15 protein-coding genes are annotated in these 14994 nt (G+C 45.8%); 14 read left to right on the forward strand and 1 reads right to left on the reverse strand.

From position 1 onward, the window contains the following. Positions 1 to 8: 8 nt before the first annotated feature. The 14 genes from MHI37_RS14915 (at position 9) to MHI37_RS14980 (ending at position 13262) form a co-directional block, all read left to right on the forward strand. Positions 9 to 923 (forward strand): RodZ domain-containing protein, encoded by a 915-nt coding sequence (locus MHI37_RS14915; RefSeq protein WP_076336036.1) that lies wholly within the window; start codon positions 9 to 11, stop codon positions 921 to 923. A 30-nt stretch (positions 924 to 953) separates the two neighbouring features. After that, positions 954 to 1448 carry a YajQ family cyclic di-GMP-binding protein gene (locus MHI37_RS14920; RefSeq protein ID WP_076336035.1) on the forward strand — a complete coding sequence of 165 codons (495 nt, stop codon included), beginning with the start codon at positions 954 to 956 and terminating at the stop codon, positions 1446 to 1448. 158 nt (positions 1449 to 1606) lie between these two features. Beyond that, positions 1607 to 1750 carry a hypothetical protein gene (locus tag MHI37_RS14925; RefSeq protein ID WP_179090170.1) on the forward strand — a complete coding sequence of 48 codons (144 nt, stop codon included), beginning with the start codon at positions 1607 to 1609 and terminating at the stop codon, positions 1748 to 1750. Next, complete coding sequence (pgsA, locus tag MHI37_RS14930) at positions 1747 to 2322, forward strand: CDP-diacylglycerol--glycerol-3-phosphate 3-phosphatidyltransferase (RefSeq protein ID WP_076336034.1); 576 nt, start codon at positions 1747 to 1749, stop codon at positions 2320 to 2322. Before MHI37_RS14925 ends, pgsA begins: the two co-directional genes overlap by 4 nt. Positions 2323 to 2408: 86 nt before the next feature. Beyond that, complete coding sequence (locus MHI37_RS14935) at positions 2409 to 3659, forward strand: competence/damage-inducible protein A (protein WP_076336033.1); 1251 nt, start codon at positions 2409 to 2411, stop codon at positions 3657 to 3659. A gap of 243 nt (positions 3660 to 3902) precedes the next feature. Continuing rightward, entirely contained in the window at positions 3903 to 4952 is a 1050-nt protein-coding gene (gene recA / locus MHI37_RS14940) for a recombinase RecA (RefSeq protein WP_076336032.1), read from the forward strand. A 79-nt stretch (positions 4953 to 5031) separates the two neighbouring features. Next, the gene (locus MHI37_RS14945) at positions 5032 to 5736 is read left to right on the forward strand and encodes a RecX family transcriptional regulator (protein ID WP_256710290.1); all 705 of its coding nucleotides are present in this window, start codon (positions 5032 to 5034) and stop codon (positions 5734 to 5736) included. Positions 5737 to 5918: 182 nt separating this feature from the next. After that, positions 5919 to 7460 carry a ribonuclease Y gene (gene rny / locus MHI37_RS14950; RefSeq protein WP_076336031.1) on the forward strand — a complete coding sequence of 514 codons (1542 nt, stop codon included), beginning with the start codon at positions 5919 to 5921 and terminating at the stop codon, positions 7458 to 7460. Positions 7461 to 7549: 89 nt separating this feature from the next. Further along, positions 7550 to 8344: a TIGR00282 family metallophosphoesterase gene (locus MHI37_RS14955; protein WP_076336030.1), complete on the forward strand. Its 795-nt coding sequence runs from the start codon at positions 7550 to 7552 to the stop codon at positions 8342 to 8344. 137 nt (positions 8345 to 8481) lie between these two features. Next, complete coding sequence (locus MHI37_RS14960; RefSeq protein WP_006036664.1) at positions 8482 to 8742, forward strand: stage V sporulation protein S; 261 nt, start codon at positions 8482 to 8484, stop codon at positions 8740 to 8742. Between the two features lie 111 nt (positions 8743 to 8853). After that, on the forward strand, positions 8854 to 9798 hold the full coding sequence (locus tag MHI37_RS14965) for a dipeptidase (protein WP_083676159.1): 945 nt from the start codon (positions 8854 to 8856) through the stop codon (positions 9796 to 9798). A 183-nt stretch (positions 9799 to 9981) separates the two neighbouring features. Next, positions 9982 to 11739 carry a 2-oxoacid:acceptor oxidoreductase subunit alpha gene (locus MHI37_RS14970; RefSeq protein ID WP_076336028.1) on the forward strand — a complete coding sequence of 586 codons (1758 nt, stop codon included), beginning with the start codon at positions 9982 to 9984 and terminating at the stop codon, positions 11737 to 11739. Then, entirely contained in the window at positions 11717 to 12583 is an 867-nt protein-coding gene (locus MHI37_RS14975; protein ID WP_076336027.1) for a 2-oxoacid:ferredoxin oxidoreductase subunit beta, read from the forward strand. Before MHI37_RS14970 ends, MHI37_RS14975 begins: the two co-directional genes overlap by 23 nt. A 106-nt stretch (positions 12584 to 12689) precedes the next feature. Continuing rightward, a complete protein-coding gene (locus tag MHI37_RS14980; RefSeq protein ID WP_076336124.1) occupies positions 12690 to 13262 on the forward strand; it encodes a phosphate propanoyltransferase in 573 nt (190 codons plus the stop codon). A 92-nt stretch (positions 13263 to 13354) separates the two neighbouring features. On the opposite strand, the gene MHI37_RS14985 is transcribed toward MHI37_RS14980, so the two are convergent. After that, positions 13355 to 14848: an MDR family MFS transporter gene (locus MHI37_RS14985; protein ID WP_076336026.1), complete on the reverse strand. Its 1494-nt coding sequence runs from the start codon at positions 14846 to 14848 to the stop codon at positions 13355 to 13357. Positions 14849 to 14994 lie beyond the last annotated feature (146 nt).

Consider the following 14994-nt stretch of genomic DNA (forward strand, 5'->3'; position numbering starts at 1 on the left):
GCCATCTCATGTCTGATTTAGGTGAATTGCTTCGCAAAGCTAGAAATGAGCATGGATTGACGCTAGATGATATTCAAGAGACTACAAAAATTAGAAAACGCTATTTAGAAGCAATTGAAAGTGGCGATCATACGGTTTTGCCAGGTGCTTTTTATGTGCGGGCATTTGTGAAAAATTACTCAGAGGCTGTTGGGCTCGATCCGGATGAAGTTCTTCGATTGTATCAGCATGAGATTCCTGCTGGACCGGTAGAGCAAATTGTAGAGCCTAGTGTCGTTAGAGCGCCGCGTCGGGTTAAATCCCAATCATCAGAGTGGCTTGGCAAAATTGGCTTCAATGTCATGATGTGGTCCTTTCTTATTTTGATCGTAGTCGTCATATGGATGTTTGTTATTAATAAGGACGATGGCGAGCGTGAGCAGCTGGACAATAGTACCAATATAACTGAGGCTTCCGAGGCTCCTGTACCGACGACTGAAAATAATGGCTCCGATACGCCAAGCGACACACCGACAGCTACGCCAACGCCAACACAAGCGCCGACGACTGTAGCATTTGGCAGCAAGGTTGGAAAGATTGATCAATATGATATTGGTCCCGCGGGTGTAAATCATAAGGTTCAAGTGAAGGTGTCCGGGGGGAGAAGCTGGCTGGAGGTTCGTGCGAACAGCAATACTGGCGAGAAGCTTTATTCTGCCAATGCGGAGGATGGCGTAGTAGAAACCTATGATCTTACAGGAACTATTTATATTAATGTAGGCAGAGCAGACCTTACGGAAATTACAGTGAATGGTGTATTAGTGCCAGATGGCGACCGTGCCGGCTCCAAGAAGCTGCTGCTGTATCCTGTTGTTGATGAAACTTCTGAAACAGAGGAAACTCCGGATTCAACTGTCGAAACCGGCACTTCGAAAACAGAATAATGATTACTGTAACAAGGGAGAGATTTTGGGATGGCTTCAGAAAATGCATTTGATATTGTATCCAAGGTGGATATGTCGGAATTAGTTAATGCGATTAAGCAAGCGGAGCGTGAGATTGAAACTCGCTTTGATTTTAAAGGCAGCAAAAGCTCTATTGCACTCGAGAAGGAAGAGCTTGTTGTGGCTTCCGAGGATGATTATAAGTTAAAAAGCGTACTAGATATTTTATTATCCAAAATGGTAAAACGAGGCGTTCCCATCAAAAATCTGGATTATGGCAAAATAGAAGGGGCTTCAAGCAACACGGTACGTCAGCGCATTAAGCTCAGACAAGGCATCGAGCAGGATGTTTCGAAAAAAATTAATATTTTGATTCGCGACTCGAAGCTTAAGGTGAAGAGCTTGATCCAAGGCGATCAAATCCGAGTTTCTGGAAAGAGCCTAGATGATTTGCAAGCGGTGATGAAGCTTCTTAAGGAAGCTGATTTGCCTGTGGAGCTTCAATTTACTAATTATCGCTCATAAGAACGGAGCTTCGTTTTGTCGATATTCGATAAACGAGGCTTTTTCGATTAGATGCCGATTCACTTGAGAAATGAGGCTTTCGCCGCTTTTGACACGTGTATTGAGCATGTATTATACTTGGTGAAACAGCTTTACGGAAGGATCTGGGGGATACATAGATGAGAGAGACTACAAATGCAGTAACTCATGCCAGCTTGGCAAATACCGCGCGGCCGGTCACAGCATCCGGTCATTTTTTCGAACGAACGACTCACGCTATGCACACCTTTGGGGTAGATCGCTTTAAGGAGGGAAATGCGTGAATCTTGCAAATCGCATTACGTTAGTTAGAATATTTTTGGTGCCGATTATTATGTTTTTCCTGCTAATTAAAGTAAATTTGGGGTCGTTCAGCATCTCAGACTTCTCCATTACATACAATCAAATCGCAGCGGCACTCATTTTTATTGTGGCAGCAAGCACAGATGGATTAGACGGCTACATCGCACGCAAGAACAAAATCGTCACTAACCTTGGCAAGCTGCTTGATCCTTTAGCGGATAAGCTTCTTGTTGCAGCTGTGCTTATTTCACTAGTGGAAATGGACAAGCTGAATGCTCTAATTGCAATCGTGATTATCAGTCGTGAATTCGCGGTCACTGGTCTACGCCAGATTGCTCTGTTGGAAGGCTCCGTTATGGCTGCGAGCACTTGGGGCAAATGGAAGACAGCGATCCAAATTACGATGATCATTGCGCTTTTAATCAACAATTTCCCATTCAATTTTATTGATTTTCCATTTGATGTCATTGCCAGCTGGGTAGCCGCCGCTATTACGGTATACTCAGGTGTTGATTATTTCTTAAAGAACAAGCATTTGATACCTGTTGAATAAGTTAAAGCATCTTTCCGTTAGACGGAGAGATGCTTTTGTCATTAGAGCATTGCCGCACGCATCACATGAAAAGGGGAAATGAACAAATGAAAGCAGAAATTATCGCGGTCGGAACAGAGCTGCTGCTTGGCCAAATCGTCAATACAAATGCACAGTTTTTATCACAAAAGCTGGCGGGGCTTGGGATAGATGTTTATTTTCAAACGGTAGTCGGCGATAATAGCGAGCGGCTGCGGCAAGCGATTGAGATCGGCCGGAGCAGGGCGGACTTGCTCGTCTTTACAGGTGGACTTGGTCCTACACAGGATGATCTTACAAAGGACGTTTTAGCGGAGTTTTTGAAACGAAAGCTGTTGATACATGAGCCTTCAATGGAGCAAATCGAGGAGATGTTCAGCTCGCGGGGCATTCATATGGTGGAGAGCAATCGGCGTCAGGCGCTGATGATTGAAGGCTGCGAGCCGCTTGAAAATACGACAGGCTTAGCAGTTGGAAATGGCTTGACCGCAGACGGAACGCACTATTTGCTGCTGCCTGGGCCGCCGCGCGAGATGAAGCCGATGATGGATGGCGCTGCAGAGATGTGGCTGCGATCTGTGCTTGGCGAGGCAGACCCGCTCTATTCACGCGTGTTGAAGTTTGCAGGCATAGGTGAATCTAATCTTGAAGCCAAGCTGCTCGATTTGATTGATGCTCAGGTTGATCCGACGATTGCTCCTTATGCCAAAGAGGGCGAGGTCGCTATACGGGTATCAACCAAAGCTGCTTCATTAATAGATGCAGATCGGAAAATAGATGATACCGTCGCCAAAATAAAAGAACGAATAGGTGAATTTTTGTACGCAGAGCAGGACATCACCATCGAGGAGGAGATTGTGCGCCTGCTGAGAGCCTCAGGACGCAAGCTGGCGAGCGCAGAGAGCTGTAGTGGGGGTTTGTTCGCAGAGCTGATTACGAACGTTCCTGGGAGCAGCGGGGAGTATGTAGGAGGTGTGGTCACTTATACCAACATGATGAAGCATCACCTGCTCAGCATCCCATTGAGTCAGCTTGAGGGCGAGGGGGCGCCTGGCGCAATAAGCGATTCAACAGCGGCGTTGATGGCGGAGCGGGTGCGAAATCTTTCAGATGCGGATTATGGCGTGTCCTTAACAGGCGTTGCAGGGCCGTCGGAATCCGAGGGCAAGCCTGTTGGGCTTGTATATGTAGCAATCGCAGAGCGCGGCAAGCCAACCGTCGTACATACTCTTAATCTCAGAGGCGGCAGAAGCATGATCAGGTTGCGTGCGGTTAAATCGGCTTTATACCGTTTATGGCTTGCTCTGCAAGCACAGTAATAGAAGCATGCGGCGACACCTACCCATTCCGATACAAGAAATAATGTTTGTCAATTGGCAGGCAAGCCGTTATAATAAAGATTAATTAGCGGAAGAACCGTGGCGAAGAATACTTTGCTGCGGTTTTTTTATGTTCATGTAAGGAGGCAAAGCAAAAAGGCGAATGTATGTTCGAAAAAATGCTTGTCAACCTGCCTGAAAAAAGGTATCATAAAATTATAAATAAAGAAGGATGTGAGTTTCTTGTCGGATCGTCGCGCTGCACTAGAAATGGCTTTGCGTCAAATTGAGAAACAATTTGGTAAAGGCTCCATCATGAAATTGGGAGAATCCACACACATGCAAGTTGAGACCGTGCCCAGCGGTTCACTTGCTCTAGATATCGCATTAGGAATAGGCGGATTGCCGCGTGGTCGTGTTATTGAAATATATGGACCGGAATCTTCAGGTAAAACTACAGTTGCGCTTCATGCGATTGCTGAGGTCCAACGTATTGGCGGACAAGCTGCCTTCATCGATGCAGAGCATGCACTGGATCCGCTTTATGCAAGCAAGCTTGGCGTAAATATTGATGAGCTATTGCTTTCACAGCCAGATACGGGAGAGCAAGGTTTGGAAATCGCAGAAGCATTAGTTCGCAGTGGTGCGGTTGATATCGTAGTTATTGACTCTGTTGCGGCACTTGTACCGAAAGCGGAAATTGAAGGCGATATGGGTGATTCTCACGTTGGTCTTCAAGCGCGTCTGATGTCACAGGCTTTGCGCAAGCTCTCAGGAGCAATCAGCAAATCGAAGACCATTGCGATCTTCATCAACCAATTGCGTGAGAAAGTAGGCGTAATGTTCGGTAACCCTGAGACAACGCCAGGCGGTCGCGCATTGAAGTTCTACTCCACCATTCGTCTTGACGTGCGTCGTATTGAGACGCTGAAGCAAGGCAACGACATGGTTGGTAACCGTACTCGTATTAAAGTAGTTAAAAATAAAGTGGCTCCTCCGTTTAAACAAGCTGAGGTTGATATCATGTACGGCGAAGGTATTTCCAGAGAAGGTACGCTAATTGATATTGGCGTCGAGCTGGATATTGTACAGAAGAGCGGTGCGTGGTTCTCTTATAATGGCGAGCGTTTGGGCCAAGGTCGCGAGAATGCGAAGCAGTACTTGAAGGATCATAAGGATGTTGCTGAGGTTATTGAGAAGCAGATCCGTGATGCGAGCAATTTGTCTGCCACTGCAAATCAGGCTAATTTCAAGCCTGAGGAAGACGACGAAGAATTTGAAGATCTAGAATAAAGTGACCTGATTTCATACTTGCTGATGCTTCGCCGTCCCGCTAGGGACGGCGAAGCTGCGTTTAGAGAGGATGTACCGTGTGACGGGTAACCATGTTAGCAATGAAGAGGAATGGATGATTTTGTCTGTTCGAACGGATAAGAAGGACCGGAGATTATATCATCTGTTTGCTGACTCAGAGAAGCCGATGTTGTCCGTACATGAAGATATACTAATTCGGTATCGGCTGACGAAGGGGCATACATTAACGGAGGCCCAAATCGAAGAGATTCGCATGGAAGATGAACGTTATCGGTCCTATGTGCTGGCAATCGCTTATTTAGGTGCAAGGCCAAGAACAAAAAAACAGATCGAGCAATATTTGCAGCGCAAATTATTTGAGACGGAGAATATACAATATGCGCTTGACCGTTTAGAAAGAGAGCATATTGTGGATGATGAACAATATGCACGAGAATTTGCGAAAAGTCGACTAAAAAACAGCTTGAAGGGACGACGCTTCATTCAGCAGGAGCTGCAAATGCGAGGCGTGTCGAAAGAAGCAGCAGCAGAAGCGACAGCTGCGTTGGATGAACAAGTTGAATTGCTGTCGGCGAAGAAGGCGGCTGAGAAGAAATCTCGCTCCTTAAAAGGCGAGCCCTTAGACCAAAAACGCAAGCTAATGGGCTATTTAATGCGCAGAGGCTTCTCAGTAGATATCGTCAAGGAAGCGATCAAGTCGATCGATTTGAATGGGGAAGACAATGTATTCGAGGAAGATGATGGGCTTTTGCTTGACAATTGATTTTGTGAAAAGATAAAATGAGGTTGTATTCTTTCAAATTAGAATCAATTTTCCTTCCAAAAGTTGATTCGAAATGATTATTTTCGTCAAATTTAGTAAATGTTGAAACGGTTTGAAGCCGGTTGAAAACCTAATATCATCCCAAGCAGTGCCTTGGTGTATGCAACAAGGAGGTGAACAAGATGCCTGATGTCATTTGGATCTTGATCTGTCTCTTTGTTGGCGCAATTTTCTTTGGGATTGGTTTTTTTACTCGAAAGTCGATTGCTGAGGCGAAAATTTCAAGCGCTGAGCAGGCTGCCATCGTAATCGTAGAAAATGCGAAGAAGGAAGCAGAAGCTCAGAAGAAAGAAACGGTGCTGGAAGCAAAAGATGAAGTCCACAAACTTCGTTCCGAAGCTGAGAGAGACATTCGTGAACGACGCAACGAAGCTCAACGTCAGGAAAGACGTTTGCTCCAAAAAGAGGAGTCGCTGGATAAAAAGTTAGAAGCGCTGGAACGCAAAGAAGAAACTGTAGCCAACAAAGAAAAACGGATCGAAGAAACGCAAGAGCAGATCGATTCCATTTACAAGCAGCAGCTTAGTGAATTGGAACGTATATCGAGTCTGACAACGGAAGATGCGAAATCGATCATTTTATCCAATGTTGAACAGGAAGTACGACATGAAACAGCACAGATGATCAAAGAGATCGAGCAGCAAGCGAAAGAAGAGGCCGATAAGAAAGCCCGTGATATTATATCACTTGCTATTCAACGCTGTGCGGCCGATCATGTGGCAGAAACGACGGTTTCCGTTGTTACTTTGCCTAATGAAGAAATGAAGGGCCGTATTATTGGGCGTGAAGGCCGAAATATCCGTGCTTTGGAAACATTGACTGGTATCGATCTAATTATCGACGATACACCGGAAGCGGTCATTTTGTCTGGTTTCGACCCGATAAGACGCGAAATTGCCCGCACTTCTTTAGAAAAGCTTGTAGCTGATGGTCGTATCCATCCTGCCCGAATTGAAGAAATGGTTGAAAAATCTCGCAAAGAGGTTGATGAGCGAATCCGTGAATACGGTGAACAAGCCACTTTCGAGGTTGGCGTTCATAGCTTGCATCCGGATTTGATAAAGATTTTAGGTCGATTGAAGTACCGGACAAGTTACGGTCAGAATGTTTTGAAGCACTCCATGGAGGTCGCTTACCTAACTGGATTGATGGCAGCAGAGCTTGGCCAAGATATTACGCTGGCGAAGCGTGCAGGCTTGCTGCATGATATCGGTAAGGCGCTTGACCACGAGGTGGAAGGCTCACACGTTGAAATCGGTGTGGAGCTTGCTAAGAAATACAAGGAGCATCCTGTCGTTATTAACAGTATTGCTTCTCATCACGGGGATACGGAAGCCACTTCCGTTATCGCGATGCTCGTAGGAGCAGCTGACGCTTTGTCGGCAGCACGTCCAGGAGCTCGTCGTGAAACGCTTGAAACGTATATTAAACGACTGGAGAAGCTAGAAGATATCTCTGAATCGTTTGAGGGTGTTGAAAAATCGTATGCGATACAAGCTGGCCGCGAAGTGCGTGTCATGGTGCAGCCAGAAAAAATCGACGATACTGAAGCATTCCGCCTTGCACGTGATATTACGAAAAAAATCGAGAGCGAGCTCGATTATCCAGGACATATTAAAGTTACGGTTATTCGAGAAACTCGTGCGGTTGAATATGCGAAATAAGTAACAAAAAAATATTAGCTTTTCAGAAAAGTGGCTGCTTGTTAGCCACTTTTCTGTTTGCAAGCGTACAAAAAAGGAAGTGTATTTACATGAATGTATTATTTATTGGTGATATTGTAGGAAACGTTGGAAGAAGCGCTTTGAAGCGTGTACTGCCGGCACTTAAAAGCAAATACAACCCTCATATTATTATTGCAAATGGTGAGAATGCGGCAGCAGGCCGTGGAATTACAGCAACAATAGCGAAGGAATTTTTCGAATGGGGCATCCATGGCATAACGATGGGCAACCATACGTGGGACAATAAAGATATTTTTGAATGGATTGATGACGAGCCTCGCCTTGTTCGTCCAGCCAATTACGCCGAAGGCGCGCCTGGACAAGGGATGGCGTTTATTAAAGCAGGAGGAAAACAGCTGGCGATTATCAATCTGCAAGGGCGTACATTTTTGCCGCCGATTGATTGTCCTTTCCGAAAAGCAGATGAGCTGATTGAAGAGGCAAGTGAGAGAACGAGCAATATACTTGTCGATTTCCATGCTGAAGCAACCTCGGAGAAGATCGCGATGGGCTGGCATCTTGATGGAAGAGCATCGATTGTACTGGGTACGCATACGCATGTACAGACGAATGATGATACCATTTTGCCAGGCGGGACGGCTTACATAACAGATGTGGGCATGGTTGGTCCCAAAGAAGGTGTGCTTGGCATGGAGCGGAACGCCGTGCTTCACAAATTTATTACACAGCTGCCTGTTCGTTTTGTTGTCGATGAAGGCAAATGGCATTTGCATGCTATTTCAGTGCAAATCGATGATGAAACGGGAAAAGCTCGAAAAATTGAAAAGATTCGTCTAACAGAGGATGAATGGCTTCTTATGTAATGATGATAACATTCAAACTGTTCCGACTATTCAGAACAGTTTGTGAATAATCGGAATAAAAGCAGGAATTTTTTAAACTCCCTCGAATACTATTTAAAAGTGGAATCCATCCAACAGTCCAAGGGGAGGTTCTTTTTATGGATGTATTAAAAGTTTCAGCAAAGTCTAATCCAAATTCCGTTGCAGGTGCGCTAGCTGGTGTTCTTCGTGAACGTGGCGGTGCGGAACTGCAAGCCATTGGTGCTGGCGCATTAAATCAAGCGATTAAAGCAGTAGCAATCGCTCGCGGATTTGTAGCTCCCAGCGGGGTGGATTTAATTTGTATACCAGCTTTTACGGACATCGTTATCGACGGGGAGGATCGAACTGCAATCAAATTGATTGTCGAGCCTCGGTAGCAAGTCTAGGTGGCGTAAGTAATACGCCAGCTAGATAAAAGGAACTGTTTCGCCTGTTTACGACGTAGACAGGTTTTTTTGCTGTGATTCCAACAAGCGGCGAGGGGCGAGATGATGAAAATAGTCGATTTTCATTGTGATGTGCTTTGTAAATTGTTGCTCGATAAGCAACTGACGTTTCAAGGGAGCAAGCCAGGTAAATTAGATGTTACATACGAGCGTCTGAAGGCAGCTGGAACGATTCTGCAAGTTTTTGCGATCTATGTTCCACAATCGATGAATGGGCGTTTAGAGCCTATTCTGGAGAGTATTGATCGGTTTCACCAAATGGTAATGTCCTGTGAGAATATGAAATGGGTGAGGACGGCCGTGGAGCTGGACTCTTGTATAGAGCAAGGGAAAATAGGCGCGTTATTGTCATTGGAAGGTGTCGATGGGCTTCAAGGCGAAATGTCTATGCTCCGTATTATGCACCAATTAGGCATACGGGCTGCAGGAATGACTTGGAATCATGCGAATTGGGCCGCAGACGGAGCGATGGAGCCTAGAGGCGGAGGCCTGACGACAAAAGGCCGTTTATTTGTAGAGGAATGTAATAAATTGGATATACTATTAGATGTATCGCATTTGTCTGAACGAGCGTTTTGGGAGGTTGCTGAGCACTCGAATAAGGCAGTGATTGCCTCGCATTCAAATGCAAGAGCGATCTGCGATCATCCGCGCAATTTAACGAATGCACAGATTGAGAAGCTGATCGAAAACCAAGGTTTGATTGGAGTTACCTATGTGCCGTGGTTTGTTTCCAGTGCAGAGGTTGTCGTGATTGACGATTTGCTTCGCCATATCGAGCATATTTGTGAGATGGGTGGGCAGTCCAGCCTTATGCTGGGCTCAGATTTTGACGGGATTGACAGCTATATTAACGGATTAACGCATCCAGGCGAGGTTAACTTGCTTCAAGAGGCGCTGCTCCAAAGATATTCTGAACAGCAGACCGAGCAATTTTTGTCCGGTAATGCTCTTCGTTTTTTAAGAAATAATCTCCCGAGCGCTTAAAGCTGTTCAATCTATTTGCGGTATGGGATTAATCGAAACAAACTATGCTTAAATTAAGCGTATACATCTTGATTTTTATACGTTTGCGCTTTAAAATTGTTGTGAATGTAAAGAATTAAATCATAATAATATCTTAATGATAATGATTATTAGCACGTTTTAGAAAAAGAGGAGTTGGGCATTTTGATTAGTCAATTGTCTTGGAAGATCGGGGGTCAACAAGGAGAGGGCGTTGAGAGTACGGACCGAATCTTTTCCACGGCGCTTAATCGCTTGGGCTATTACTTATATGGATATAGACACTTTTCCTCAAGGATCAAGGGTGGACATACAAATAATAAGATCCGCATTAGTACAAAACCGATTCGTGCAATCTCGGATGACTTGGATATTTTAGTAGCATTTGACCAAGAAAGTATTGATTTGAATGCGAAGGAGCTGCGTCTAGGCGGGGTTATCGTAGCCGATGCGAAGTTTACTCCGACGATCCCAGCGGGTATCGATGCGAGATTGTTTGCTGTGCCCATTACGAAAATGGCGGAGGAGCTTGGCACTTCGTTGATGAAAAACATGGTTGCTTCCGGTGCATCATGGGCTCTTCTTGGCTTGCCGCTGGAAGTATTTAATAAAGCAGTAGAAGAGGAATTTGGACGCAAAGGCGCGGCTGTCGTAGAAAAAAATATCGAAGCGGTTAAACGCGGAGCCGAGTTTGTTCTGGAGCAAGCGGGAGGACCGCTTGATGAATTTAAGCTTGATGAGGCAGATGGACAGCAGAAGCTGTTTATGATCGGCAATGAAGCAATCGGACTTGGTTCTATTGCGGCAGGTTGTCGTCTAATGGCTGCGTACCCGATTACACCTGCGTCTGAGATTATGGAATATTTGATTAAGAAGCTGCCTAAGTTTGGCGGTACAGTGGTACAAACCGAAGACGAAATTGCAGCTGTAACGATGGCGATAGGTGCCAACTATGCCGGTGTTCGCACGATGACTGCATCTGCGGGTCCTGGTCTTGCACTTATGATGGAAGCTATTGGACTTGCCGGCATGACCGAAACGCCGCTGGTCATTGTAAATACGCAGCGTGGCGGTCCATCAACAGGATTGCCGACTAAGCAGGAGCAATCAGATTTGAACGCAATGGTATATGGAACGCATGGGGAAATTCCTAAAATCGTTATCGCACCAGCATCGATTGAGGATTGTTTCTACGATACGATCGAATCCTTTAACCTTGCTGAGCAATATCAGGTTCCAGTTATTTTGATGACAGATTTGCAGCTGTCGCTCGGCAAGCAATCATGTGATCAGCTGGATTATAATAAAATTGATATCAATCGCGGCAAGCTCGTTCACGATGTTCCAGCGCTTGAAGGCCATAATTTGTTTAAACGCTATGAGCTTACAGAGGATGGCGTTTCACCGCGCGTATTGCCAGGGGAGAAGGGCGGTCTGCATCACGTAACGGGCGTTGAGCATGATGAGACAGGACGTCCATCTGAAAATGCCTTGAACCGTCAGAACATGATGGATAAGCGTCTTGGCAAGCTGGACAATATGTATATTCGTGATGCTATTCGTGTAGATGCACCTCACGAAAAGCCGGAGCTGCTCATTATTGGCATGGGTTCAACAGGCGGCACGATTGATGAGGCTAGAACCATGCTGGATCAGAATGGCATTTTAACGAATCATATTACGATTCGCCAGATTCACCCGTTCCCGACGAAGCCTTTGCTTCCTTACTTGCAAAATGCAAAAAAAGTGATCGTCATCGAGAACAACGCTACCGGACAATTGGCTGCCCAAATCAAAATGAATGCAGGTTTCGCAGAAAAAATCGAAAACTTGCTTAAATATGATGGCAATCCGTTCCTGCCTTCCGATGTTCACAAAGCTTGTAAGGAGTTGAGTTTAGATGGCAACGTTCAAAGAGTTTAGAAATAATGTAAAGCCTAACTGGTGCCCAGGCTGTGGAGATTTCTCAATTCAAGCAGCTATTCAGCGGGCAGCAGCGAACGTAGGGCTAGAGCCTGAGAATCTTGCTGTTATTTCGGGAATTGGCTGCTCAGGCCGGATTTCTGGTTATATTAATGCCTATGGTTTCCATGGCATTCACGGACGTGTGCTACCTATTGCGCAGGGAGTTAAGCTTGCTAACCGCGAGCTTACCGTTATTGCTTCAGGCGGTGACGGCGACGGCTTTGCAATCGGAATGGGACATACCGTACATGCAATACGCCGCAATCTGAACGTAACCTATATCGTTATGGACAATCAGATTTATGGCTTGACGAAGGGTCAAACCTCTCCGCGCAGCGCGGAAGGGTTCAAAACCAAATCGACGCCAGAGGGCTCGATTGAGTCAACGCTTTCGCCGCTTGAAATCGCGATGTCAGCGGGAGCAACCTTTGTTGCTCAATCGTTCTCAAGTGATTTGAAGCAATTGACTAAGCTGATTGAAGAGGGCATCAACCATGAAGGCTTCTCATTAATCAACGTTTTCAGCCCATGCGTAACCTTCAACAAAATTAATACGTACGATTGGTTTAAGGAGAATATCGTTAATTTGGAGCAATTCCCCGAATATGATTCCTCAAACCGCATCGAGGCGATGAATAAAATTATGGAAACGAACGGTATGCTTACAGGTCTTATCTATCAGAACAAAACACGCAAAGCCTATGAGGATCTCGTTACGGGCTTTAAGCAAGAGGGTTTAGCGAAACAAAATATTAAAATTACCGCCGAGGAATTTGATAAGCTTGTTGCCGAATTTAAATAAATGGTATGATAAGCATACGGCATTGCTGCCGTATGCTGTTTTTATTTTGGGTGCTTTGCGGGAATATAGCACACTAATTATTTCATAACTGGAGAGTGACAATATGATACATAAAGAAGTTACCATTGGCGTATCAGCAAGACATATTCACTTATCACAAGAGCATGTCGAGCTATTGTTTGGCAAAGGCTACGCATTAACAGAAATGAAGCCATTATCTCAGCCTGGACAATATGCTGCAAATGAAACAGTTGCTGTTGTCGGTCCAAAGGGCTCATTCGCTAAAGTGAGAATTCTGGGTCCAGCGCGCAAGCAGACGCAGCTTGAAGTATCGCGCACAGACTCCTTCGCTTTAGGTGTAAACCCACCCGTACGCGAGTCAGGTGATACGTCAGGTTCAGCGGGAATCACGCTTCAAGGACCTGCTGGCGAGGTTGCAATAGAAGAGGGCGTAATTGTTGCTGCTCGTCATATTCACTTCCATACAAGCGATGCTGAGCGGTTTGGCATAGCGGACAAGCAGTCGCTTCGTGTTCGCTTTGCAGGAGAGCGTGGCGTCGTATTTGAAAATGTTGTCGCACGCGTCTCGGATCAGTATGCACTAGATATGCATATTGATACAGATGAGGCGAATGCTGCGGGAGTAAAGAACGGGGATAAGGGAGAAATCATTGATTAGCTTCGAGTATAACCGTTAAAAAAGACTGCTTCCTCATCGTCATTGACGAAGGGGAAGCAGTCTTTTTAAGTGCATCTGTTGAAAACCAACTGCTAGTGTCCCATCATCATGGACATTTCTGGTTTTTCATCTGTACTCACGCCTTGCTCCTGCTTAGGTCTGCGCAGCAGTAATGCGAAGATGACACCAACGATAGAGATGGCCGCCAAAATAAAAAATGTATCTCCATAAGAGGAGTAGACCACATTTGGTCCTGGACTAGCCGTGCCATAATGCTCGATTCTGCTAGCTAATATCGTTGACAGACCAGCGATGGCGAACGAGGTCATTACTTGCTGCGCTGCTGCCGTAAGAGAGGTTACACGGGTTACGAGCTCTCTAGGAGCAGATTGCATAATATGTGTATTGAGCGGCATCATGCATAGGCCCATACCCGCACCCAGCATTGATATTGGAATCATTAACGTAAGCAGAGTCGTTTCCGCGGAAATTTGACTAAGCAAGAAGCCGGCAACCGACACGATGGCTAAGCCCGTAATGACGAGAGGCCGCGCGCCAAAGCGGTCAAAGAGCTTGCCGCCAATCGGCATGAATATACCTGCAGCAAGTGCTTGAGGAAGCAGGATTAGACCTGTGTCGAAAGCGGAATAACCTTTAGCGATTTGCAAGAAAATCGGAATCAGGAACAAAGTGCCGAACAAAGCGATTTGAACGACCCATTGCAAAATAATGCCGCGGGTGAAGTTGCTTGATTTGAACACACGAAGCTCAAGCAGCGGTTCTTTGCGATTAAGCTCAACAATAACGAAAATAATGAGGGCAATACCGCCTACAATGATGCCTGTTAAAGCCTGAGGAGACGTCCAGCCGCTTCCAGAGCCGCCTTCACCGCCGCCAGCAGAGCTGACGCCATAAGCCAGCATAGCAAACGCTAGAGGAGCAAAGATCATGCCGAGGAAGTCAAGGGCAGGCACTCGTTTCCGATCGACATTTGGCAAGGTGCGAAGACCGATGATTACCGCAATAATACCTATTGGAAGATTGATAATAAAAATCCAATGCCATGATACATAGTCAACGAGATAACCAGCGACTACAGGGCCAAGAGCAGGTGCTAGAAGCATCGGAATACCGATCATGCCCATAACTGCGCCTTGCTTGCCTGGAGGGCTTAGCCTAAAGGTAAAGGCCATAGCGATTGGAGCAACCATACCGCCGCCTAGACCTTGAATGACACGGAATACGATAAGCTGCTCTGCTGTAGAAGCTAGAGCACAAAGAGCAGAGCCGATCGTAAACATAATGATCGAGAACAAGAAGACTTGTTTGGCTCCAAAACGATCAGACATCCATCCCGCTAGAGGGATGACGGCTGCCTGTGCAAGCGCGTAGCCGGTAATCGTCCATTGAACGATCGACATCGAGCTTTGAAAATCTTTCATTAAACCTGGCATGGCAACATTCATTGCGGTACCATCCAAAATAACCATAAACATACCGACGATGATGGCGATAAGCGGAGCAAGAATATTCCGTATCGACATCGGATCACCAGCGGGGGCTGCTTTCTTTGAAGCTGAAGCCATTTCGTATCCTCCTATCCTTATAGGGGTCTTTTCTTCCTATTGTTGACCTTCCATGACCTGTCGGGCTACAATAATAAGATGACCGCTTCTATGTGCGGACAATTGTCCGCACTACTGAATAATAATGACGAAATAAACAATTGTCA

Source organism: Paenibacillus sp. FSL H8-0548 (genome assembly GCF_038630985.1).
Classification (GTDB): Bacteria; Bacillota; Bacilli; order Paenibacillales; family Paenibacillaceae; genus Pristimantibacillus.